Genomic DNA, 22,985 nt, shown 5'->3' with positions numbered 1-22,985 from the left:
GATCCCCATTCGTTTATTTTTCTAATGAAAATCGACACCCTCGGCGTGCAGGCATTCGTGGCGATCGCGGATCGTGGCAGCTTCCAGGGCGCGGCAGATTCGCTGCATGTCACGCAAACGGCGATCACCCGGCGGCTGCGCAAGCTCGAAACGTATCTCGGCGTCACGCTGATAGAACGAACCACGCGTTCGATGGCGCTGACCGTGATCGGCCGCAGTTTTCTACCGCAGGCGCGGCGCCTGCTCGGCGAACTTGCGGACGCGTTGGTCGAAATCCGCGAAACGGGCGAGGCCCGGCGCGGGGACGTGTCGATTGCCTGTGTGCCGACCGTCGGCGTGCAGTATTTGCCGCGCATTCTTCAGGCGTATGCGGCGCGCTATCCGCACAACCGCATCAAGATTCTCGATCACGCGTCTGGCGCAGTGGAGCAAACCGTGCTGCGCCGGGAGGTCGAATTCGGCATCAACATCGCGCGCGACCCACACCCGGATCTGGCCAGCGTGCCGCTGACGGCCGACCGTTACGTGCTGATCTGCGGTCGCGATCATGCACTGGCCAAGCGCCGGCGGATCGCGTGGCGGCAACTGCAAGCCTATCCGCTGATCTTTGCCGGCGAGGTGAGCGGCAACCGCGCGCTGCTCGACGTCGCGCTCAAGACGAGCGGAGTGGCGCTGCGCTCGTTCTACGAAGTGCAGCGCAGTTCGACCGCGGTGGGGTTGGTCGCACAAGGCGTCGGCGCGGCGGTGGTGCCGGCGCTCGCGCTGCAGAAGGGCGCGTATCCGATGGTTCGCGCCATCGAATTGACGCAGCCGGTCGTATCGCGCACGCTCGTTCTGCTCGCGCGCAAGAGCGCGCAGTTCTCGCCGGCCGCGCAGGCGCTGTACGACATGATCCGCGAGCAGGCAACGCTCGAGCCGGCCGACGAATGAGCGAGGCATGCGCGCTCGTGAGCATGCCGCGCCGCGTGACGCGCCTTTTTATGTATGCGCCAGTTGTCGTCGTCCGGTTTACCGGCCATCGCAACCACTCCAGACACCACGACCATGCTCCAGATACTCGGCAAGACTCCATCCATCAACGTGCGCAAGGTGCTGTGGACCTGCGCGGAACTCGGGCTGTCCTTCGAGCAGGAGGACTGGGGCTCCGGATTCCGGCCAACCGACACCGCCGAATTTCGCGCGCTCAATCCGAACGCGATGGTGCCGGTTATCCGCGACGGCGACTTCGTGCTGTGGGAGTCCAATTCGATCATCCGCTACCTGGCAGGCCGCTATCACGGCGACGCGCTTTACCCGACGGACCCGTGCGAGCGCGCGCGTTGCGATCAATGGATCGACTGGCAGGCGAGCGAGCTGAATCGCTCGTGGAATTACGCGTTTCTCGCGCTGGTGCGGCACTCGCCGGCTCATCGGGACCGGCAGCAGATCGAGCTGTCGTGCGCGAACTGGACGAGGCATATGGCGATCGTCGAAGGGCAGCTGGCGCAAACCGGCGCGTTCATCGCGGGGCAGGCGTTTTCGCTCGCGGACATTCCGATCGCACTGTCCGTTAATCGCTGGCTTGAAACGCCGCTGGAGCACGCCGAATTTCCGGCGCTTGCGCAGTACATGGCACGGCTTGGCGAGCGTGAAGGGTATCGCGAGTATTGCCGCAACGGCACGCCGTGAGCGGCGCGCCGCGCGGCATCGGCGAGCGCGTGGCGCGCGGGGCACTGTGCGTCGCTTCAGAAGTGCTTTGCAGTGCCGGCACCGCTGCGCCAATGCTTTCTCCGTGCTTACGCGACGGCGGGCGCGCAACGCTTGTGTTCACCGCATCGCGACTCACCTACAATGGCCGCCTTTGCGACTGTGTTGAAGGTTCAGGCATGCGGGTATCGAAATTGGCGCTGGCTCTCTTGACAGCGTTTTTCACGGTGAGTGCGAGCGCCGAGATGACAGCCGCGCAATACAAACAATGGGCGCATGCGGATAACAACTCCGTCTACGCCGCGTACATAACCGGCACGATCAACGCATTCGGCTGGGCGAACGGCGATCTGGTCGCGAAAAAGCGTCCGCCGCTCTTCTGCCCGCCGCAAACACTGGCCATTGGCAATCAGAACGTCTATCCGTTGCTCGACGCGTTTTTCGCCGAGCACCCAGGTATTTCGGACGATTTTCCGATCGGCCTCGCAATTCTGCGCTCGCTTCAGCGCGCATTTCCCTGCTGAACAGGCTGAGCCTTTCGCGTTGCGCCAGCCGGGCAACGCGAAACGAACGGCGCGATCACGCGACCAACCCGCTGCGGGCGAGCTAGCCGCCGCACTCGATCAAACCTGCACGAGCTTCGGAATCTGCACGTCGGGATTGACGTCCGCGTCGTAGTCCACGCCCGCCATCTCGAAGCCGAAGAGCCGCAGGAAATCGGTCTTGTAGCCTTTGAAGTCGGTGAGTTCGTAGATATTGTCGTTGGTCACCTGATTCCACAGCGCCTGCACACGCCGCTGCACGTCGGGGTCGAGTTCCTTGTAGTCCGCGCGCAGCCGGCCTTCGTCGTCGACATGCGGCGCCGCGCCGTACAGGCTCTCCTTGAACAGGCCATAGACCTGTTCGATACAGCCCTCGTGCGTGCCTTTCTCCTTCATCACCTTGAAGAGCAGCGACAGATACAGCGGCATCATCGGAATCGCCGAGCTGGCCTGCGTGACGACCGCCTTGAGCACCGACACGCGCGCGTCGCCACCCTTGGCCGCGAGCTTCGCGCGGATGCCCAGCACTTTCTGATCGAGGTCCTTCTTGGCCGCGCCGATCGAGCCGTTCCAGTAGATGTCGTGCGTGATCTTTTCGCCGAGGTAGGTGAACGCGGTGGTTTTCGCGCCGGCCGCGAGCACATCCGCTTCGAGCAACGCGTCGATCCACATCTGCCAGTCTTCGCCGCCCATCACCGCCACCGTGTGGTCGATCTCGGTTTGCGTGGCCGGTTCGAGGACCGTTTCCTTGATGACTTCCTTGTCCGTGTCGATGCCGCGCAGATTCATCGCACGGCCGACCGGCTTGAGCGTCGAGCTGAACACTTCGCCGGTCTTCGGATGCGTGCGCTTGGGCGCGGCGAGGCTGTAGACGACCAGGTCCACCTGACCGAGATCGCGCTTGATGATCTCGATGGTGCGCTGTTTGACTGCGTCGGAGAATGCGTCGCCGTTGATGCTGGTCGCGTACAGGCCCTTGTCCGCAGCGAATTGCTCGAACGCGGCGCTGTTGTACCAGCCGGCGGTGCCCGACTTCGTTTCGCTGCCGGCGCGCTCGAAGAATACGCCCAGCGTATCCGCGCCGCAGCCGAACGCGGCGGTGATGCGCGCGGCGAGGCCGTAGCCGGTCGATGCGCCGATCACCAGCACTTTCTTCGGACCATTGGCGATGGCGCCGCGTGCAGTGACGTAGTCGATCTGTTCCTTAACGTTGGCTGCGCAGCCGGTCGGATGGGTGGAAACGCAGATAAAGCCACGCACGCGCGGTTTGATGATCATGAAGCACCTCTTGTCGGAATTTTGCGACATTATAGTTGGCGCGCGATCGCCGCGGGCGCCCCGCACGGCTTTGACCGATTCGGCGGATGGGTGCCGGTCCGCGCCGCCTAATGCCGATTTAGAGGCGTTCCCCGCGAAATTCGGTTGCCGCCGCGCATCTTGGTAGGATTGCGCCTTTCTCGGTAGACGGTAGCAAGCGTGAAGCGCCTTTTCCCCTCGTTTCTGACGGCCCTCGACAAGGGGCTGACCTTCGTGAACCCGCTGGTGGCGCAAGCCATCTGGCACCTGCGCCATCCGACCCGGCGCGGCGTGGCATCGGCGTGCGCCGCGCTGCCCGTGCTGCTGCTCCTGTATGTGATCGCGCTGATTCCGTTCACGCCCGGCATCGGCGACATCCGCAAGGCGAAAATCGAGCTGCCCGCGCGCATTCTGTCGGCGGACGGCAAGCTGCTCGCCGAATTCAAGCCGTCCAACCGCGAATGGGTCAAGCTCAAGGACATCTCGCCGAACGTGGTGAACGCGCTCATCGCCACGGAAGATCACCGCTTCTACCAGCATTTCGGCCTCGACTGGCGGCGCACGGCATCGGCCGCGCTGCATACGTTCTCGGGCGACCGGCAGGGCGGCTCGACCATCACCCAGCAGCTCGCGCGCAACCTCTATCCCGACGAAATCGGCCGCGCGCCGACGCTCACGCGCAAACTCAAGGAAGCGATCACGGCCTTCAAGATCGAGGCGCTGTACACCAAGGACGAGATTCTCGAGACCTACCTGAATACCGTGCCGTTTCTCTACAACGCGTATGGCATCGAAATGGCCGCGCGCACGTATTTCGACAAATCGGCATCCGATCTGAACGTGCTGGAAGCCGCGACGCTCGCCGGCATGCTCAAGGGCAACAGCTACTACAATCCGGTGCTCAATCCGCAGCGCGCACTGCAGCGCCGCAATACCGTGCTCGCGCAGATGGTCAAGTACGGCAAGCTGTCGCCCGCCGCTTATGACACGCTCAAGGCGCGAGCGCTGCGCATCGACTTCGAACGCCAGACGGAGCCGCCAGGACCCGCGCCGCACTTCGCGCAGCAACTGCGCAAGTGGCTGGTGGCCTGGGCCGATCGCAACGACTACAACATCTACTCGGACGGCCTGGTGGTGCGCACCACCATCGATTCGCGTCTGCAGGCCATGGCGACTCAGGCGGTCACGCTGCAGGGCAACCGGTTGCAGGCCATCGCGAATTCGGCGTGGGGGACGCGCGCGGGCTGCGCGGCCGACAAGGATCTGCTGCAGACCTTCCTGCGCGAGACACCGGACTATCGCGCCGCGAAACAGACGGGCCTCACCGATGACGATGCGCTCAAGCGCGTCGCGTCCGACCGCGATCTGGTGCGCGCGGTCTGCGAGTCGAAAACGCGCGTGCAGGCGGACTTTCTCGCGCTCGACCCGTGCAACGGCCAGATCAGGGCGTGGGTGGGCAGCCGCGACTTCAGCCAGGACCCGTTCGATCACGTGCAGCAGGCACGCCGTCAGCCGGGCTCGACCTTCAAACCGTTCGTCTACGCAGCGGCCTTCGAGGCCGGCGCCAAGCCGTCCGATACCTTCGTCGACAAAGCCGTCGAAATCCCGCTGGCGGGCGGCGAAGTCTGGCGTCCGGGCGACGAGGACGAGCCGAGCGCGCGCGCGATCAGCCTGCGCGACGCGCTCGCGTATTCGCGCAACCGCATCACCGCGCAAGTGATGGAGACGGTCGGCCCGAGCAAGGTGGCGCGCCTCGCGCGCGCAATGGGCGTGCGCGACAGCGAACTGGACCCCGTGCCGTCGCTCGCGCTCGGCACGAGCCCGGTGACGCTCAAGGAGATGGTGTCGGCGTATGGCACGATCGCCAATCTCGGCGGCTATGTGGAGCCGGTGATGGTCACGCGCATCGAGGACCGCAACGGCGAGGTGCTGGCCGAGTTCGCGCCGGCGCCCGCGCAGCAGGCACTGCCCGCCGACACGGCCCGCACGCTCATCGACGTGATGCGCGATGTCGTGAGCCGCGGCACGGGGTCGAGCATTCGCAGCCGCTTTGGCGTGCGCGGCGATGTCGCCGGCAAAACGGGCACCACCCAGGGCAACGCGGATGGCTGGTTCATCCTGATGCATCCGCAACTGGTGGCGGGCGCGTGGGTCGGCTTCAACGACAGTCGCGTGACGTTGCGCAGCGACTACTGGGGGCAGGGGGCGCATAGCGCGCTGCCGATCGTCGGCGATTTCTTCCAGCGCGCGCAGCGCTCGCGGCTGGTCGACAGCCATGTCAGGTTCGAGACGACGCAGGAGCCGGGCTGGTTCGCCGAGCGCCGGGCGCGCTTGCGCGAGTGGTTCCAGCACCTCTTCGCGGCGGCGCCGGCCAGGCCGGAGAAGCCGGTGGTGACACGCGCTCCTGCGCGCCGCACGCCGGTGGCACCGGTGGCGCCGGTCGCGACCGCCGAGGGCGGGGCCTCGGCGGGGTCGGCCGCGGCCGCTGCGGTCGCTGCGTCGGCGGCCGGGCAGGAAACGGTGCTCCAGCCGCGCGCGCTGCCGCCTCTGCTGCCAGCGCCTCACCCGGCTGCAACGGCAGCTGGCGGGACCGTCGACGGGCAAGCGCAAGGCGGGGGCGAGCCGGCCATCGCGCCGACGCCCACGCCGGACGATGTCGTGCCGCCTGATGCCGGCAGCGCGGCCGACGCGGGCGGATCGGCGGCGCGGTGAAGAGCGATGGTGCGCGGGATGCGGCGTCGCGGCTCAGGTTCGATGCGCGCGTGATTGCGTGATTGCGTGATTGCGTGCGCGCAGTCTCGCAGCGCGGCCGACGGGGGCAGCTCGGCCGATGGCGGTGCGGCGGCGCGGGCGGGTCGGCCGATGGCGGCGCGACGCGGGCAGCTCGGCCGATGGCGGCGCGACGCGGGCAGCTCGGCCGATGGCGGAGCGGCGCGGTGAACCGCTCTGGCTCGCGCGCCGACTGATCGGCTCGCTCGCTGCGCCGCTAGGACCGCGCCACCTTGGTCGCCGCCGCCCGCGAATTGGGCGCCCCCGAGGACGCCGCCTCCAGCGACGCATCGTGATGCAGCAGCAGCGCGGCCGCCACGCCTATCAGCCCCGTGCCCGACAGGCACAGCAGGCCGGCGCCGAAGCCGCCCGTGCTGTCCTTGATCCACCCCATCGCGAACGGGCCGAAAAATCCGGCGAGATTGCCCAGCGAGTTGATCGCCGCGATGCCGCCCGCAGCGGCTGCGCCCGACAGGAAAGAAGCCGGCAAGGTCCAGATCACCGGCAGGCAGCCGAAAATGCCGAAGCCGGCGATCGACAGCGCGATCATCTTCTGCACCGGACTGTCCAGACCGGCCGCCGCCGCGATGCCGCCCGCCGCGACCAGCAGCGCGATCGCCACGTGCCAGCGGCGTTCGAGCTTGCGGTCCGAGTGACGCCCCCACAGCACCATGCTGATCACGCCAACGATATACGGCAGCGACGTCACGAACCCCGTCTGCAGATTGGTGAGCCCGAACGCCTTGACGATCTGCGGCAGAAAGAAGCTCAGCCCGTAGTTGGTCGCGTTCGCCCCGAAGTAGATCAGCGCGATCGCGAGCACGCGCGGATTGATCAGCGCTTCCTTCACGCTGAAGGTCCGCACGGACTCGCGATGCTCGCGCTCCTGCTTTTGCCGCGCGACCAGCCAGGCGCGCTCCTCGGTGGGGAGCCAGGTGGCATCGGCGGGCTTGTCGGTCAGATAGAACAGCACCACGAACGACAGCAGCACGGCCGGCAGCGCCTCGATCAGGTACACCCATTGCCAGCCGGCCAATCCACCGCGGCCGTCCAGCGACAGCAGCGCGCCGGAAATCGGGCCGCCGATCACCGTCGACAGCGGAATCGCCGCCATGAAGTAGCCGACCACGCGTCCGCGATAGGCGGCGGGAAACCACAATGTGAGCAGGAAGATGATGCCGGGAAAGAAGCCGGCCTCCGCCACGCCGAGCAGGATGCGTAGTCCGAAGAAGACGTGCGCCGGGGAGAATCCTGTGAAGCGCGAGATGTCGGGAATGAACGCCATGGCGCCTGCGAGAATGCCCCACGTGAACATGATCCGCGCGATCCAGCGACGCGCGCCGAAGCGTTCGAGCAGCAGATTGGACGGCACTTCGAAGAAGAAGTACGCGATGAAGAAAATGCCCGCACCGAAACCGAACGCGCTGGCCGACAGGTCCAGCGCCTTGTTCATCTGCAGCGCGGCAAAGCCGACGTTCACGCGATCCAGATACGCGATGAAGTAGCAAAGAATGAGGAACGGCACGAGCCGGACCGTCACGTTTCTTATGGTGCGTGCCTCGAGTTCCATCGATCTCTCCTGCTGTTCAGGTTCAGGTTCAGGTTCAGGTTCGTGTGCGCGGTGTGGTTACAGGCTAGACGCTCAGGCGCGATTGCGAAAGGCGTTTGCGAGAAGCTGTGCGGCACGCCTCTCGATGCGGGAGCGACACTGCTGGCCGCGTACGACACCCGCTGATGCAGCATGGACTATGCCGCGCACGGTCTGGCCGATCGACCGCATGTTGCCGCGCCCCGGAACATTGTTCACATGCGCACAACGGTGTTTTCGGAGCGAAGGGACTGATCTGTTGCGCTCGATTGCGGATAATCGACGCTTGGGCAAAGCAGACAACGCAGGTCACAACATGGACATTCACGGTTCGAAACGAAGGCTCCGACGCGACGATGGGTCCGTCGCGTTCGTCAGTCGACTCGCGTCATCCACGCGCATGCGCGGCATCGTCGGCATGCTCGCCGTAGGCGCGAGCCTCCCCGGATGCGCATCGACGAGCGACGTCGTCGCCGCCGACAAACCGGGTACCTATACAGTCGCCGCAAGCGCGACGGGCGGGCGCATGGCGTGGGCGCGGGCGCACGAGCACGCCGTGAACGAGGCGCGCGAGTATTGCGAGCGTCGCGGCATGCAAAGCAGTGTGACCACGGAAATCGTCAGCGGCGTGCAGGTGATGTCCGAGCATGTATCGTCGGTCAATTTCGAATGTCATCCCAGGTTCTAGGCTGAGGCGGGCAGGGACGGGGATAGGTTCGCTGCCCGGCACCGGCCGCTACCGCGCAATCGCTTGTTGGCGGATCACGCAGCACGCTTGGCGTTGAGCGCCCAGGCGACGTACGCGATTTTCACGGCCTCCGTCCTTCCGATCGTCATTGGGGCTGAAGGCAGATGGAAGGCTCTCAAGTGACCGATCTGGCTTATTAGAGGTATCCGCTTTGTCGTGGCTAACGAGCCGCGCAATATGCCACCCGATGAAAGAGTGAATGCCGCAATTTCGCCGCCGGTGTGACGTGGGCGATCTATCGCACTCGCGAAACCCCGACGCGGCGTTTGCCGATCGGCAAAGTAGGGCTGCTCTCGCTCGTCGCCTGGGTCGGGACGTTGCAGATCATGCTCGACAAGCGCAAGGATCTCGACTGGTTCAAGTCGCCGGTGATCGTCGCATTGAGCGTGTTCGCGGCGATCAGCTTTGCGTTCTAGCTGACCGAAAAAATCCAATCGTCGATCTGAGACTGTTCGGAAAACGAAATTTCCTTGGGGGCGCGCTTGGACTCAACGATATTGTCTGGCTGTCGACGGTGATCTTCATAGCGATCATTCCGCTGATCTGGGTGACCAAGCCCGATCGCGCCCGCGCAGCGGCGGGTGCGGGGGCCGGCGGCCATTGAACGGAGGCGGGCGGTTGCGGCGTGCATCCGCCGGTGCGGTCAATGTGGGAGGCGCATCAGGCCGAACACATCTGCGCTGCACCGCTAGCCGCTACCGCTCGCGATTTGCCGAGCGCTTGACGAACGGCCCGCCAGCAAGATCGATCGAGGCGCGCCCTCGCGGCGCGGCCTTCGACCGGGAGCGGCGAGCGGGCCGCCCGGCTGCCGGTTCCGCACGCGCTGCTTCGAGCCGCCGTGACATCGTTTCGAGGCGCTGCCGAAGCAGCTCGGTGGACGCAAGCCGCTCGGCGAGCAACGCGTCCTTCTCACGCAGTTGCGCGTCGATCGCCGCACCTCGTGCCGTCGATGCCGCGAGCTCCGCCTTCGCGGTCGCGAGCCCGTCGCGAAGCGCGTCGCGCTCTGCGCGATGTTCTTTCTCGATCAGCGCGATCCGTTCATTGGCGGCCTGAAGCTCCTTGCGCGCGCGGTTCGCCGCAGCCCGTTCGCTGTCGATTTCCAGCAGTGCCCGTTTTTCGGCGGCGGCCAGCCGCTGCTCGTTCTGATCGTGCGATTGGCGCAGCTTGGTCAGCTCATCGGTGAAATCGCGTCTTGCGTGCGCCAGCGCAGCGGCTGCCGCCGCGATCTCGTCTTTCGACGCCGTCAGTTGACCGCTCAGCATGTCGTTGGCGGTCTGCAGTTCGACGAGGCGCGCTTCGAGTGCGCCGATCTGCTGGCCGAGCGCGGCGGCGGCGCTCGCCGCCTGGTCGGCTCGCAACGACGCATCGTTGCGTTGCGTCTCCATCTGCTGGGCCTGCCGGCGCGCATCGGCGATCCCGGTTTGTGCCTCCTGCCTGAACACCTCAAGCGCGGCGCTCGCGGCGTCGTTCGACAGACGCCATAGCTGTGCCGCGAGGTTCCCGGCCGCCGTGGCGACCTCGGGCGGCAAGTCCGGATGTCCGACATCGACGCGGGTCTTTTCCCGCACCTCGGCCCAGAAGTCCCGTAATGCTTTGGCCGGCGCGCTCATGCTTCCTTTACGCACGAGCTGATATAGACGGTTCGCGGTCGGTGTCTCGCCGTAACGGAAGAACAGCAGCGCGCAAACCTCGCGGTACAAGGCCTGGGTGTCCGGCGCATGTGCACGGGCGGCTTCAAGGTCGGCTTCGAGTGTCATGAGAGCGGGCGGTTGTTTGGCGAATGGTGTGTTGATAATACAACGTAAAATGTAGAAAGTCCTGAACTACGTTGCATCTAACACGACATTAGTACTATAATGTCGTGTACGCTGTATGTTTTCGCCGCAATCAGGAGCACCCGAACCTTGCCCCAAGCCCAACTCGCCACCGTACAGCCGGTCGAATCGCTCGCCGTCCCGGAAAGCCTCGACGGGCGCGACGGCACCAACCGCGGCGCGATCGAAAGCTCGCAGCTCGCCGCCCGCAACGATCTGGACGCCGTGCGGGCGTGGCTCTCGAACTACGCGGACACCAAAACCACGTTCGACAACTACCGCAAGGAAGCTGAGCGGCTGCTGCTGTGGGCCGTCGTGCAACTGGGCAAACCGCTGTCGTCGCTGACGCACGAGGACCTGCTGGTGTTCCGGTCATTTCTCGCCGATCCGCAGCCGCACAGCCGCTGGGTGTCCAGTAGCGGCGGCAAATACGCGCGGGGCGACGAACGCTGGCGGCCATTCAATGGGCCGCTGTCGCCGGCCAGCCAGCGTCAGGCGCTGATCATCCTGAACGCGATGTTCACGTGGCTGGTGAACGCCGGCTATCTGCGCGGCAATCCGATGGCGCTGCTGCGGCAACGGGCGAAACGGTCCGCGCCGCGAGTCACGCGCTATCTGTCCACCGCGCTGTGGGACGAAGTCAAGCAGTTCGTCGAACAACTGCCGCAGGAAACGGATGCACAGCGCGCGTACTACGCCCGTTGCCGATGGCTGACCACGCTGTTCTATCTTCAGGGCATGCGCATTTCAGAAGTCGCCGGCGGCCAGATGGGCAGCTTTTTCCGCAGGCTCGGCGCGGATGGTCAGGACCAATGGTGGCTGGAGACGCTGGGCAAGGGCGACAAGGAACGGATCGTCCCGGTGTCGACCGAACTGGTTCAGGAGTTGCGTCGCTACCGGACGCACAATGGCCTCGCCGCCCTGCCCACTCGTTCCGAAGAGACGCCGCTCGTCATTCCGTTCAAGGGGAGACACCGCGGCCTGTCGCGCTCCGCGATCCACGATGCGATCAAGGGTATCTTCGCCGGCGCCGCTGCCTGGCTGCGCGCGCGAGGCCCTGAGTTCGCCGACCGCGCCGACGAACTCGAACGCGCGTCGGCTCACTGGCTGCGGCACACCGCCGGTTCCCATCAGGCCGATGGCGGGGTCGATTTGCGCACCATCCGCGACAATCTCGGGCATGTGTCGCTGAGCACCACGAGCCTTTATCTGCACACGGAAGACGACGCGCGGCATACGGAAACCGTTAAACGCCATCGGATGAACTGGGGTGCGGCCGAAAGCAAGGACGACGAGGCGGGCAATGGGTAGTGAGCGCCAGGCGCCGCAAGTGCTTTACCAGGCCGTGACACAGCGCCCATTTCGCCCGATGGTCCACTAGAATGCGCGGCTTTGCCCGCTTCGGCCTCGCCACAAGGCAAAATACGGGTTTTGCGCGCCGCAAGCGCGGCGCGAGCGCCGGATCACGCGTTGCCGGCGTTCGCGAATCCGCCCGAGCCCTGCCGGCGCAGCCCGGCATGACCGCGCGGCCCGGCGCGAGCCCCGCAGCGAGGACAGCTCGTCCTTGAACAGAGCACCTCAGGAGCATTCATGACCGACTCGAACCCATCCATCTTCGGCAGGATTTCGCTTGCCGTGGCCGCCTTTTTCCGGATTCTCGGCGATGGCCGTTTCGCCGCCGAAGTGTCGCGTCTGCGCGAAGACGGCACTGCGGACAGCGCAGCCGGCGCCCCAGCCGCCGGCGCAAACACGCCCGCGCCGGCTCCGGCTGCAGCGCCGGTGGCCGCCCCTGCTCCCGCCCCCACGCTGAAACAGGCCAGCCCCGACGCCGCGCTGCAACTGCTCGGCCTGCTGCAACGCGACGCGCGCTTCATCGATTTCATCGAGGAAGACATCCGCAACTACAGCGACGCCGACATCGGCGCCGCCGCGCGCCTCGTGCACGAGGGCTGCCGCGCCACGCTGCGCGAGCACTTCACGATCCGTCCGGTGCGCGACGAAGCCGAAGGCAGCCGCGTCACGCTGCCTGATGGCTTCGACGCAAGTCTGGTTCGGCTGACCGGCAACGTCGTCGGCCGCGCGCCGTTTAGCGGCAGCATCAGCCATCGCGGCTGGCGGGTCGACGAAGTGCGTCTGCCCAAGCTCGCGGACAGCCATAACGCCAACGTGATCGCCCCGGCCGAGGTGGAGCTATGAGCGGCGCACGCTATTGCATCGGTATCGACCTGGGCACCACGCACTGCGCGCTGTCGTACGTGGACGCCAGCGCGAGCGACGGCGAAAACACCGTGCTGCAGGTGCTGCCGATCGCCCAGCTCACGGGCCCCGGCGCGATCGACCAGCTGGAGCTGCTGCCCTCGTTCCTCTACTTGCCGCACCCCGACGAGCTGGCGCCGGGCGACCTGCACCTGCCGTGGACCGGGCAGCGCGAGTTCGCGGTCGGCGAGTTTGCGCGCAGCCGCGGCGCAGCCACGCCGATTCGGCTCGTCTCCAGCGCGAAGAGCTGGTTGTGTCATCCGGGTGTCGATCGTCGGGCAGCGATCCTGCCCAGCGACGCGCCACCCGAAGTCGCGCGGGTCTCGCCACTGGAAAGCTCGGTGCGCTATCTGACGCATCTGCGTGAAGCCTGGGACCACACGCATCCCGACGCGCCGTTCAGAGAGCAGGACATCACGGTGACGATCCCCGCGTCGTTCGACCCGGCCGCGCGCGAACTCACCGCCGAAGCGGCCGAAGCCGCCGGCCTTGGCCGCATGACGCTGCTCGAAGAGCCGCAAGCCGCGCTGTATAGCTGGATCCAGACGAGCGGCGGCCAGTGGCGCAAGCAGGTCAGGGTCGGCGACATCATCCTCGTGGTCGACGTGGGCGGCGGCACGACCGACCTGTCGCTGATCGCGGTGATCGAGCGTGAAGGCAACCTCGAACTGCATCGCGTCGCGGTGGGCGAACACATCCTGCTCGGCGGCGACAACATGGACCTCGCTCTCGCGCACGTCGTCGCGCGCAAGCTCGCGGCGCAAGGCACCCAGGCCGACGCATGGCAACTGCGCGCCCTCACCTACGCGTGCCGCTCGGCCAAGGAAACGCTGCTGAGCGACCCCGTCATCGAGACGGCGCCGCTCGTCGTGCCGAGCCGCGGCTCAAAGCTGATCGGCGGCTCGATCCGCACGGAGCTCACGCGCGCGGAGCTGACTCAAACGATCCTCGAAGGCTTCTTCCCGCAGGTGGACAGCGCCGCGCGGCCGCTCACGCGCGCGCGTGTCGGCCTGACGCAACTCGGCTTGCCGTACGCCCAGGACGCGGGTATCACGCGGCATCTGGCGGCGTTCCTCGGCCGTCAGGTCGGCGCGCTGGCCGAGCTCGAAGGTCTGCACCATGTCGAGGGCAGCGCGAGCGGCGACGCCGCAGCAGGAAGCGCGAGCTTCCTGCATCCCACCGCCGTGCTGTTCAACGGCGGCGTGTTCAAGTCGACGCTGCTGGTCGAGCGCCTCATGTCCACGCTCAACAAGTGGCTCGCGGCGGAAGGCGCGGCGCCGGCCCGGCTGCTCGAAGGCGCGGACCTCGATCTCGCGGTCGCGCGTGGCGCGGCCTACTACGGTTACGTGCGACGCGGCCGTGGCGTGCGCATTCGCGGCGGCACCGCGCGTGCGTACTACATCGCAATCGAATCGGCGATGCCGGCCGTGCCGGGGCTCGAACCGCCGGTGCAGGCGCTGTGCGTCGCGCCGTTCGGCATGGAGGAAGGCAGCGAAGCCGAACTGCCCGCGCAGGAGTTCGGTCTGGTGGTCGGCGAGCCGGTGCACTTCCGTTTCTTCGGGTCGTCGGTGCGTCGCCAGGACCAGGTCGGCACGCTCCTCGATTACTGGAGCCCCGAAGAATTGCAGGAGCTCGATGAAATCCAGGCGACGCTGCCCGCCGCCGGCCGTACCGCCGGTGAAGTCGTGCCGGTGAAGCTGCATGCGCGCGTCACCGAGGCGGGCACGCTCGAACTGGAAGCCATCCCGCGCGGCTCGGACGAACGCTGGGAAGTCGAGTTCGACGTGCGCGGCAACGCGAATGCGTGACTGAGATGAAGCGGTACTGCGTCGGTATCGATCTCGGCACCAGCAATACGGTGCTCGCCTATGCGCAAGCGGGTGGGTCACCGGGTGGCTCACCGGATGGCTCCCACACCATCCGCGTGTTCGAGATCGAGCAGCTGGTGAGTCCCGGCGAAGTCGCCGCGCGGCCGCTGCTGCCGTCGGTGCGCTACCACGCGGCCCCCGGCGAACTCAGCGCGGGCGATCTGCAGTTGCCCTGGTCCGGCAGCGCGCACGCGGCCGACGACGACGCGGCGCAGCCGGTCGTGATCGGCCGGCTCGCGCGCCTGCTGGGGGCGCAGGTGCCGGGGCGGCTGGTGACGAGCGCGAAGAGCTGGCTGTCGCACGCATCGGTGGACCGCATGGCGCCCATTCTGCCCTGGGGCGCCGCCGACGAGGTCCGCAAAGTCTCGCCCGTCGAAGCGAGCGCGAGCTACCTGGCCCACGTGCGCGCTGCGTGGAATCAGCGCTTTCCCGACGCGCTACTGGAACAGCAGGACGTCGTGCTCACGGTGCCCGCGTCGTTCGACGAAGGCGCACGGGCCCTCACCGTGCAAGCGGCGCGTCTGGCCGGTCTGCCCGCGTTGCGGCTGCTCGAAGAGCCGCAGGCCGCGTTCTACGACTGGCTGTTTCATCATCGCGAACGGCTCGCGAGCGAGCTTGCGCACACGCGTCTCGTGCTGATCTGCGACGTCGGCGGCGGCACCACCGACCTCACGCTGATCGAAGTGAGCCTGCGCGACGGCGAGCCGCAGCTCACGCGCATCGGCGTGGGCAATCATCTGATGCTCGGCGGCGACAACATGGATCTCGCGCTCGCGCATCGGGTCGAGGCGCGGCTGCCGGGCGGTGACGGCCGCTCGCGTTTGTCGGCGGCGAGTTTGTCGCAACTGGTGGAGCGCTGCCGCAGCGCCAAAGAGCAACTGCTCGGCGCGCAGGCGCCTGATTCGGCGTCGATCACCTTGCTGGGCGCGGGGTCGAAACTGGTCGGCGGTGCCCGCACGGTGCAGCTCGCGCGCGAGGAAGTCGAGCGGGTGATCGTCGATGGTTTTTTTCCGGCGGTAGGCTCGCATGAACGGCCTGGCCGGGCGCGCGGCGCAATCGTCGAATTCGGGCTGCCCTACGCGCCCGACGCGGCGGTCACGCGGCATATCGCGGCGTTTCTGAGCCGCTTCGCGGCGCAGTCGCGCAAGGCGCTAGGGGCAAGTGCTGCCGATCAGAGCGAGGCCTGCGCCTCGAGCGGTGCTGCTGCTGGCCACGCTCTAGCGTCGGGCGAGCACGACGCAAGCAGCGTGAGCAACGACGACCTGCTGGCCGTGCCCGACACCCTGCTGCTCAACGGCGGCGTATTCCGCGCCGAAGCGCTCACGCGGCGTCTCGCGGACACGCTCGGCGCGTGGCGCGGCGCGCCGCTGAACGTGCTGCACAACGAGAACCCCGATGTGGCCGTCGCTCGCGGCGCGGTGGCCTATTCGCTCGCGCGCGCGGGCAACGCGCCGAAAATCGGCGGCGGCTCGGCGCGCAGCTATTTCCTCGTGCTCGACGACGACACCACCGCCGCCGACAACAAGCCCGATACCCAATCCGCACCGCGCGGCATCTGTGTGCTGCCGCGCGGCACCGAGGAAGGCCGCGAGATCCTGATCGCGGACCGCACGTTTGCGCTGCGGCTCGGACATCCGGTGCGCTTTCATCTGGTCTCCTCGAGTGCGGACACGGTGTATCGCGCCGGCGAGCTGACCGATCTGGCGGGCGGCGACTTCGTCCGGCTGCCACCGCTCGCGACCGTCGTGCAGCCGCGCGGCGAACGCGGCACAACGCAAACCGCCGTACGGATCGCGAGTTCGCTGACCGAAGTCGGCACGCTGGACGTGCATTGCATCCAGCTGGATGATCCGGCGCAACGCTGGCTGCTCGAATTCCAGCTGCGTCGCGACAGCGCACAAGTGAATCTGCCGACCGATTCCGCGCCGTCGCGACACCCGGCGCTCGATGGCGCGATCGAGCAGATCGACCGCTGTTTCGGCTCACGCTCGCAAAACGTCGGCCCCAAAGACATCAAACGGCTGCGCTCGCAACTCGAACACCTGCTCGGGCCGCGCGAGAGCTGGAACAGCGCGCTGCTGCGCGAACTGTTCGGCGCGCTGTGGGAGCGTGCGCGCCGGCGCCGGCGCTCGGCGGATCACGAGCGGCTCTGGCTGAATCTGGCCGGCTACTGCGTGCGGCCCGGTTTCGGCTTTCCGCTCGACGCATGGCGCGTCGAACAGCTATGGTCGCTGTTCGACGACGGCATCCAATACGTCCACGAAAGCCAGGTATGGTCCGAATGGTGGACGCTCTGGCGCCGCGCGGCGGGCGGCCTCGACGAAAGCGCGCAATTGCGTGTGCTCGACGCGATGGCGTACCTGCAAACGGCCGCGCAATCGCGTCACAAGCTGCCGTTCGACATCGCCAGAACGGGCGTCGCCGATAGGGTGCGGCTAAGCGCGTCGCTCGAACGGATTCCCGTTGAACGCAAGGTCGAACTGGGCGAGTCGGTGCTGGCGCGGCTGAAAAAGCCCGCCGAAAACCATCAAAGCTGGTGGGCGATCGGGCGCATCGGCGCGCGGCAGCCGTTCTACGGCAGCGCACATAGCGTCGTGCCGCCGGAGATTGCCGCCCAGTGGCTCGACGCGATACTCGCGCTCGACTGGCGCAAGGTCGACCCTGCCGCGTTTGCCGCCGTGCAGATCGCCCGCATGACCGGCGACCGTTCGCGGGACCTGCCCGACGCGTTGCGCCAGACGGTCGTGCGCCGACTGGAAGCGGCGAATGCGCCGCGCGCCTGGATCACGATGGTGAGCGAGCGCGTGGAGCTCGACAACGCGGACGAGGGCCGCGTGTTCGGCGAGTCCTTGCCCGTGGGGCTGAAGCTGATCGCGGCTTGAGGCCTGCGCGGCGTCGCTTCGTGTCGCGTCAATGCGGGGCGTCTCAAAGCCGCGGCTGGTATCGCGCTGTCAAGTTTCAGGCTCGCAAGCAGTCTGGCTCGAAGTTCAATACGGCTTGCGCCGCACTCGGCTCATTGCGTTTCTCCAGGCTCTCCGCCAGCAGTTCCCGGAAGACGACGAGCTTGTCCGCGCCGTATCGCGCGCGAAACTCGTCCATTACCTCCGTGATCGCGATGCGTTGCGTCTGCGGACTCAGCGTGCTGGCAATGTGCGAACTGCCTCTGGCCAGTTCGACAAGATAGACCGATTTGTAGAGATTTTTGTCGGCCTGCTGGGTGCGTTTGGGTCCTCTGGGCATTTGTGCTGTTCTCAGCCGTCCTGTTGTGCGCGTCGTGCCGCGAGCCATGCCCTGCTCCGCCAGGCGTTCGCGCAGTGTTGATGCGAGAGCACGCGCCTCGTCGACTCGCTTGTCTTCGGATGTCGACGACGTGCGGTCGAATGGATTGAATCGGAGTCTCGAACGATCGTCAGGATACCTGACCGTCTACCTCTCAGACATCTGCCAGTGGCGGCGACCGTAACGCGGCCATGCGCGGCAACGCACGTCACTCCCACTATGCAATCGTCACCTGATTCCTGCCGCCATGCTTCGAGCGATACAACGCATGGTCGGCAGTCGCAAAGCCATCCCGATGAGCAAGCCGCGAGCGGTCGGTGACGTGTGTCAACGAGGCGCCCACGCTGACTGTCACCACGCCGAGCGGTGAAGCACGATGCTCGATGGCCAGTTGCTCGACGCCCTGCCGCAGCATTTCGAGCGTGTCCCCGAGCGCAGCGTATTCGGACTGCAACACCAGCAAGCCGAATTCCTCGCCGCCCATGCGCCCGACCACGATGTCCTCGCCATCGGCCGCGGCCTGCATCACCGCGGCCACCTGGCGCAGGCAACTATCGCCCGCCGGATGACCGTAGGTATCGTTGTACTGCTTGAACCAGTCCACGTCGACCACGACGGAGCCGATCACGTCGCCGTCCCGCGCTTCCTTCCAGCGGCGCGCAATGCTTTCGAGCAGGAAGCGGCGGTTGTACAACTGCGTGAGCGGATCGATGGCAGTGGCCGTGCGCATCTTCAGATCGTTTTCGATCATCGCGCGCAGATGGTGGAACACGCCCCGCTGCCCCGCGTCGAGCCGGCCGGGCGACGGGTCCATCGCGCACAACGCGCCGACGATCTCGCCGTTCGGCGCGCGCAGTGCGATCGCCGCATAAAAGCGCACGAACGGGTAGCGTTGCACCAGCATGCATTCACCGAAGCGGCTGTCGTCGTGCGCGTCCTCGATCACGAACAGCTCCGCGTCGCGCACCGCATAGTCGGCGAGCGAGCGCGCACGCGTAACCAGCGGCATCGCCATGCCGACCTCGGCGCGGTAATACTGGTACTCCTCGTCGAGCAGCGCGATCGCGGTGATCGCGGCGCCGGTCACGCTCTTGAGGATTTCCGCCGCGTGCGTGAAGCACTCGCGCATCACCTGATCGTCATGCAGCAGCCACTCGATGACCGACGATTCGACCTCGGCTTCGCCCGTGGCGCACGCATCGACAGCCATGCTGCTGGACAGACGATCGTTACTGTAAGCGAGTTGCACGGCACGGTTCCAGAAGGTGATTAGCTTGTGTCAACGGCACGCACGCACGAAACTTGAGCGTGGCAGCGCTTCCTCGCGCGAATGGATCGCCGCGCCGGGCCTGGCCGCGCGGCTCGGCATGCGGCAGCGCGAAGTACAATCACACGCCAGCCGCGCGCCGCCTGGCTCGTGCCAGTGGAGGCTCGTGTCGAACCAGCTGGCGCGGGCCATCCAGCCGACCATTGCACGCGCACTTCGCGGCGCCGCCAAGCGGCGGCGCCAACGCCTGCGTCCTCATCGAGCCATGAACACGACCGCCGCCGCTTATCCGCTGACGAACGCCACGCTCATCACGAACGTCCGCCGCATCGACGGCGCTCGCGTCGACGTATCGGTCGCCGGTGGCCTGATCGCCGCGATCGGCCCGGACTTGCCGCGCGAGCCGGGCGTCGCGATCGAGGACGGCGCGGGCGCCCTGCTGCTGCCCGCTTTCGTCGAAGGTCATACGCATCTCGACAAGACCCTCTGGGGCATGAGCTGGTATTGCAACGAGGTCGGACCGAAGCTGACCGACCGGATCGAAAACGAACGGCGCTGGCGCGCGCAGAGTGGCCACGATGCGGGCGCGCAGTCGCTCGCGCTCGCGCGCGCATTCCTCGCGGCCGGCACGACGCGCGTGCGGACTCACGTCGACATCGACACCGAAGCGGGCTTGCGGCACCTCGAAGGCGTGCTGGCCACACGCGCCACGCTGCGCGATGCGCTCGACATGCAGATCGTCGCATTCCCCCAATCGGGGGTGCTCGGCCGGCCAGGCACCGACGCATTGCTCGAGCGCGCGCTGGACGCGGGCGCCGACGTGCTCGGGGCGCTCGACCCTGCGCTGATCGACGGCGATCCGGTCGCGTCGCTGAACCTGACGTTCAGTCTTGCGCAGCGTCATCAGAAGCCGATCGATATCCATCTGCACGAGCCCGGCGAAATCGGCGCGTTCACGCTCGGGCTGGTGCTCGAGCGCGTCGCCGCGCTGGGCATGCAGGGCCAGGTGGTGGTGAGCCACGCGTTCTGTCTGGGCGCGCTGGCAGAACGCGAGCGCGATGCCTTGCTCGCGCGCCTCGCCGATCTGCGCGTCGCGCTGCTGACCACCGCCCCGCCGTCGATGCCCGTGCCGCCGCTGAAGACTTGCGTCGAGCGGGGCGTCACGCTGTTTGGCGGCAACGACGGCATTCGCGATACGTGGACGCCCTTCGGCTCGCCCGACATGCTTGAACGCGCGATGCTGATCGCCATGCGCTACGGCCTGCGCCGCGACGACGAGCTCGCGCTGGCGTTCGACTGCGTGAGCCGCATCGCCGCGCGCGGTTGCGGCTTCACGCAATATGGCCTGCAAGCCGGCGCGCGCGCGGAGTTGGTGCTGGTCCAGGCCGATACCCTGGCGCATGCGATCGTCGCGCGGCCGCCGCGCAAACTGGTGATGGCCAACGGCCGCATCGTCGCGCGCGACGGTGCGCTCGCGCTGCATGGATGCGGCTCGTGAAGCGCATGCGCTTTCGCAATCACCTCGTCCCCGCCGCCACAATGAATCCGTCTTCCCCACTCACATGATCAATCTCTTTCAGGCCATGCAGGCTTTCGTCAAAGTTGCCGACGCAGGCAGCTTCGCGCAGGCCGCCGCGCATCTCGGCGTCTCGACTTCGGTCGTCACGCGCCATGTGGCCAGCCTCGAACAGCATCTGGGGATTCGGCTGTTCCAGCGCACGACCCGCAAAGTCGTGCTGACCGAAGCCGGCGCCGGTTACGCCGATGGCTGCCGCGTCCTGCTGTCAGAACTCGAAGAAGTGGAATCGCGTGCCGCCACGACCTCGAAGGAAGTCGCAGGCGATCTGCGCATCGTCGCGCTCGGCAGTTTCTCGCTGTTTCGCCTGACGCCACTTTTCGCGGACTATCAGTCCAGGTTCCCGCATGTCGATCTGCGCGTCACGCTCACCGAAAAACGCGTCGATCTGCTCGAAGGCGGTTTCGACGTCGGCATCGTGACCGAGCACATGATCCGCTCCGAGTCGCTGGTGGTGCGGCGTCTGCTGAACTCGCACGCGGTACCGGTGGCGGCGGCCGCGTATCTGGCGCGGGCCGGTCATCCACGCGCGCCCGCCGATCTCGCCCGGCACCGCGTCATCGCCGCGCCGCTCGACACCAGTCCGCAAAACTGGATCTTCAGCCGGCGCGACGGCGGCAACGAGAGCGTCGCGCTCGATGCGTCGTTCACGGTGAACAGCATGATCATGCAGAAACAGGCGGCGCTCGGAGCGATGGGCATTGCATTGCTGCCGCTCGAGATGGTCGCCGACGAATTGCGGGCCGGCACGCTGGTGCGCATTCTTGAGGACTGCACGGTGGTCAACGGCGATGTCGCGGTCTCGCTGGTTTATCCGAGCCGCGAATTCGTGCCGCGCAAGGTGCGGGAATTTATCGACCTCGCGATCGGGTACTTCAAGTGAGCATGCGGTTGCCGGGTTGGTGGTCGTCGTTGCTAGCGCTGTGGCGGGCGGCCGCGGGTCTCGATTCCTGGCGGCGCGCATTGCACGGCCGCCTGTTTCCATCCAATGCCGATGCGCAACTGTGCGCGCGTGAACCGCGCACTGACTCCTCGCTCCTTTTCCCTCACGCCGCTTGCGCCAACGCCTTGCGCGCCTCGAGCGCGGCCGCCGGCGGCGCCGCGTGCGCGACGCCCATCGCCTGCAACGATCTGGCGCACGCCTCTACCACGCGGCGCATCACGTGCTCGTCCACCTGACCGATGCAGCCGATGCGAAAGCTGTCCACCACCGTCAGCTTGCCCGGATAGATGATGAAGCCCTGCTGCTTCATCAGATCGTAGAAGCGCGCGAATTCGAACGACGGATGCGCCGGCGCGAAAAACGTCACGATGATCGGCGAGCGCCAGCGCGCATTGAGCAGCGGCTCGAAGCCGAGTTCGTGCATGCCCGCCACCAGCACGTCGCGATTGTTCGCGTAGCGGGCAAGACGCGCGGGCTGGCCGCCCTCGAGCCGATGCAACCGGAGCGCTTCGAGAAACGCGGCGACGGTGTGGGTGGGCGGCGTGAAGCGCCACTGCCCGGTGCGGTTCATTACATCCCATTGATCGTAGACATCGAGCGCGAGCGAGTGGCTGCGGCCCTTCGCTTCCTGCAATGCGCGCTTGTGGGCGATCACGAAGCCGAAGCCGGGCACGCCCTCGATGCACTTGTTCGCCGACGACACGAACGCCTCGCAGGCGATCTCGCGCACATCGAGCGGCAACGCGCCGAATGCGCTCATCGAATCGATCAGCAGCTTGCGGCCCCGCTTCGCGGTGGCGGCGGCGATCTCTTCGAGCGGATTCAGAATTCCCGAGCTGGTTTCGCAGTGCACCGCGACCACGTGCGTAATGCCCGGATCGGCGTCCAGCATGCGTTCGACTTCGGCGCCGCGCGGCGGCAGATAGTCGCCCTTGTCGAGCACCGTGCAGGCGCGGTCCAGGTAGCCGAGCGTGCTCGCGATGCGCTTGCCGTACGCACCGTTGGCGAGTACGAGCGCATGGCCGTCGCGCGGCAGCAGGCTGCCGAGCATCGCTTCGACGCAGTACGTGCCGCTGCCCTGGAGCGGCACGCAGTCGTAGTCGCCGGCGGTGTTGCCGGCGATCTCCAGCAGGTGCGCGCGCAATTGCGCGGTCATCGCGCGGAAGTCGGCATCCCACGAGCCCCAGTCGCGCAGCATCGCCTGCCGGGTCGAGAGCGCGGTGGTGAGCGGCCCCGGTGTCAGCAGATACGGCTCCCTGCCGGCCGGCGCGGCGCAGGTCGCCATTGAAGTCGCTGCCGGTGCATTGCCGAGCGCGCTTTCCATGTTCGAAGCTCCGGTTTCGCTAGGTGGAT

17 protein-coding genes and 1 pseudogene are annotated in these 22,985 nt (G+C 66.8%); 12 read left to right on the top strand and 6 right to left on the bottom strand.

Going from position 1 to position 22,985, the window contains the following annotated elements:
• Positions 1-24 precede the first annotated feature (24 nt).
• The 3 genes from ABQJ48_RS02105 (at position 25) to ABQJ48_RS02095 (ending at position 2,210) form a co-directional block, all read left to right on the top strand.
• The gene (locus ABQJ48_RS02105; protein ID WP_367835632.1) at positions 25-930 is read left to right on the top strand and encodes a LysR family transcriptional regulator; all 906 of its coding nucleotides are present in this window, start codon (positions 25-27) and stop codon (positions 928-930) included.
• A 114-nt stretch (positions 931-1,044) separates the two neighbouring features.
• On the top strand, positions 1,045-1,668 hold the full coding sequence (locus tag ABQJ48_RS02100) for a glutathione S-transferase family protein (protein ID WP_367835630.1): 624 nt from the start codon (positions 1,045-1,047) through the stop codon (positions 1,666-1,668).
• Between the two features lie 197 nt (positions 1,669-1,865).
• A complete protein-coding gene (locus ABQJ48_RS02095) occupies positions 1,866-2,210 on the top strand; it encodes a hypothetical protein (RefSeq protein ID WP_367835629.1) in 345 nt (114 codons plus the stop codon).
• Positions 2,211-2,309: 99 nt separating this feature from the next.
• Here the strand turns inward: ABQJ48_RS02095 and fabV are convergent, their stop codons facing one another.
• Entirely contained in the window at positions 2,310-3,506 is a 1,197-nt protein-coding gene (gene fabV, locus ABQJ48_RS02090) for an enoyl-ACP reductase FabV (protein WP_367835628.1), read from the bottom strand.
• A 198-nt stretch (positions 3,507-3,704) separates the two neighbouring features.
• On the opposite strand from fabV, the gene ABQJ48_RS02085 reads away from it, so the two are divergent.
• Entirely contained in the window at positions 3,705-6,236 is a 2,532-nt protein-coding gene (locus ABQJ48_RS02085) for a penicillin-binding protein 1A (protein WP_367835627.1), read from the top strand.
• Positions 6,237-6,510: 274 nt separating this feature from the next.
• Here the strand turns inward: ABQJ48_RS02085 and ABQJ48_RS02080 are convergent, their stop codons facing one another.
• On the bottom strand, positions 6,511-7,863 hold the full coding sequence (locus ABQJ48_RS02080) for an MFS transporter (RefSeq protein ID WP_367835626.1): 1,353 nt from the start codon (positions 7,861-7,863) through the stop codon (positions 6,511-6,513).
• 418 nt (positions 7,864-8,281) lie between these two features.
• Here ABQJ48_RS02080 and ABQJ48_RS02075 point away from each other — a divergent pair, with 418 nt between their 5' ends.
• Complete coding sequence (locus ABQJ48_RS02075; protein ID WP_367835977.1) at positions 8,282-8,569, top strand: hypothetical protein; 288 nt, start codon at positions 8,282-8,284, stop codon at positions 8,567-8,569.
• Between the two features lie 269 nt (positions 8,570-8,838).
• Positions 8,839-9,122: pseudogene (locus ABQJ48_RS02070) on the top strand (DHA2 family efflux MFS transporter permease subunit); the annotation flags it as partial.
• Positions 9,123-9,324: 202 nt separating this feature from the next.
• Here ABQJ48_RS02070 and ABQJ48_RS02065 read toward each other — a convergent pair.
• On the bottom strand, positions 9,325-10,386 hold the full coding sequence (locus ABQJ48_RS02065) for a DNA-binding protein (RefSeq protein WP_367835624.1): 1,062 nt from the start codon (positions 10,384-10,386) through the stop codon (positions 9,325-9,327).
• Positions 10,387-10,485: 99 nt separating this feature from the next.
• Between ABQJ48_RS02065 and ABQJ48_RS02060 the strand changes: the two genes are divergently transcribed.
• From ABQJ48_RS02060 to ABQJ48_RS02045, 4 genes are all read left to right on the top strand, one after another.
• Positions 10,486-11,754, top strand: a complete 1,269-nt coding sequence (locus ABQJ48_RS02060; protein ID WP_367835622.1) for a tyrosine-type recombinase/integrase — start codon at positions 10,486-10,488, stop codon at positions 11,752-11,754.
• 279 nt (positions 11,755-12,033) lie between these two features.
• Positions 12,034-12,639 carry a DUF2760 domain-containing protein gene (locus ABQJ48_RS02055; protein WP_367835621.1) on the top strand — a complete coding sequence of 202 codons (606 nt, stop codon included), beginning with the start codon at positions 12,034-12,036 and terminating at the stop codon, positions 12,637-12,639.
• Positions 12,636-14,507, top strand: coding sequence for an Hsp70 family protein (locus ABQJ48_RS02050; RefSeq protein ID WP_367835620.1), 1,872 nt, complete (start codon positions 12,636-12,638; stop codon positions 14,505-14,507). The genes ABQJ48_RS02055 and ABQJ48_RS02050 overlap by 4 nt, the downstream gene beginning before the upstream one ends.
• Positions 14,504-17,449, top strand: coding sequence for an Hsp70 family protein (locus tag ABQJ48_RS02045; protein WP_367835618.1), 2,946 nt, complete (start codon positions 14,504-14,506; stop codon positions 17,447-17,449). The genes ABQJ48_RS02050 and ABQJ48_RS02045 overlap by 4 nt, the downstream gene beginning before the upstream one ends.
• Positions 17,450-17,525: 76 nt before the next feature.
• Here ABQJ48_RS02045 and ABQJ48_RS02040 read toward each other — a convergent pair whose 3' ends face one another.
• Both ABQJ48_RS02040 and ABQJ48_RS02035 read right to left on the bottom strand, forming a co-directional pair.
• Positions 17,526-17,855, bottom strand: a complete 330-nt coding sequence (locus ABQJ48_RS02040; protein WP_367835617.1) for a hypothetical protein — start codon at positions 17,853-17,855, stop codon at positions 17,526-17,528.
• 208 nt (positions 17,856-18,063) lie between these two features.
• Positions 18,064-19,095, bottom strand: a complete 1,032-nt coding sequence (locus ABQJ48_RS02035; protein WP_367835616.1) for a diguanylate cyclase — start codon at positions 19,093-19,095, stop codon at positions 18,064-18,066.
• Between the two features lie 283 nt (positions 19,096-19,378).
• Here ABQJ48_RS02035 and ABQJ48_RS02030 point away from each other — a divergent pair, with 283 nt between their 5' ends.
• Both ABQJ48_RS02030 and ABQJ48_RS02025 read left to right on the top strand, forming a co-directional pair.
• Positions 19,379-20,611 (top strand): amidohydrolase family protein, encoded by a 1,233-nt coding sequence (locus tag ABQJ48_RS02030; RefSeq protein WP_367835615.1) that lies wholly within the window; start codon positions 19,379-19,381, stop codon positions 20,609-20,611.
• 64 nt (positions 20,612-20,675) lie between these two features.
• Entirely contained in the window at positions 20,676-21,572 is an 897-nt protein-coding gene (locus ABQJ48_RS02025) for a LysR family transcriptional regulator (protein WP_367835614.1), read from the top strand.
• 163 nt (positions 21,573-21,735) lie between these two features.
• On the opposite strand, the gene ABQJ48_RS02020 is transcribed toward ABQJ48_RS02025, so the two are convergent.
• A complete protein-coding gene (locus ABQJ48_RS02020; protein ID WP_367835613.1) occupies positions 21,736-22,956 on the bottom strand; it encodes a 2-aminoethylphosphonate--pyruvate transaminase in 1,221 nt (406 codons plus the stop codon).
• Positions 22,957-22,985 lie beyond the last annotated feature (29 nt).

The organism is Paraburkholderia suaedae, assembly GCF_040812055.1.
Taxonomy (GTDB): Bacteria; Pseudomonadota; Gammaproteobacteria; order Burkholderiales; family Burkholderiaceae; genus Paraburkholderia.
The sequence above is the reverse complement of the archived record's forward strand: the minus strand, read 5'-3'. Positions and strand labels throughout refer to the sequence as shown.

Coding starts and splice junctions, on each gene's coding strand:
- ABQJ48_RS02020 (WP_367835613.1), bottom strand. CDS start 22,956: ATGGAAAGCGCGCTCGGCAATGCACCGGCAGCGACTTCAATGGCGACC.
- ABQJ48_RS02025 (WP_367835614.1), top strand. CDS start 20,676: ATGATCAATCTCTTTCAGGCCATGCAGGCTTTCGTCAAAGTTGCCGAC.
- ABQJ48_RS02060 (WP_367835622.1), top strand. CDS start 10,486: ATGTCGTGTACGCTGTATGTTTTCGCCGCAATCAGGAGCACCCGAACC.
- ABQJ48_RS02065 (WP_367835624.1), bottom strand. CDS start 10,386: ATGACACTCGAAGCCGACCTTGAAGCCGCCCGTGCACATGCGCCGGAC.
- ABQJ48_RS02095 (WP_367835629.1), top strand. CDS start 1,866: ATGCGGGTATCGAAATTGGCGCTGGCTCTCTTGACAGCGTTTTTCACG.
- ABQJ48_RS02040 (WP_367835617.1), bottom strand. CDS start 17,855: ATGGCTCGCGGCACGACGCGCACAACAGGACGGCTGAGAACAGCACAA.
- ABQJ48_RS02030 (WP_367835615.1), top strand. CDS start 19,379: ATGAACACGACCGCCGCCGCTTATCCGCTGACGAACGCCACGCTCATC.
- ABQJ48_RS02050 (WP_367835620.1), top strand. CDS start 12,636: ATGAGCGGCGCACGCTATTGCATCGGTATCGACCTGGGCACCACGCAC.
- ABQJ48_RS02100 (WP_367835630.1), top strand. CDS start 1,045: ATGCTCCAGATACTCGGCAAGACTCCATCCATCAACGTGCGCAAGGTG.
- ABQJ48_RS02055 (WP_367835621.1), top strand. CDS start 12,034: ATGACCGACTCGAACCCATCCATCTTCGGCAGGATTTCGCTTGCCGTG.
- fabV (WP_367835628.1), bottom strand. CDS start 3,506: ATGATCATCAAACCGCGCGTGCGTGGCTTTATCTGCGTTTCCACCCAT.
- ABQJ48_RS02105 (WP_367835632.1), top strand. CDS start 25: ATGAAAATCGACACCCTCGGCGTGCAGGCATTCGTGGCGATCGCGGAT.
- ABQJ48_RS02075 (WP_367835977.1), top strand. CDS start 8,282: ATGCGCGGCATCGTCGGCATGCTCGCCGTAGGCGCGAGCCTCCCCGGA.
- ABQJ48_RS02080 (WP_367835626.1), bottom strand. CDS start 7,863: ATGGAACTCGAGGCACGCACCATAAGAAACGTGACGGTCCGGCTCGTG.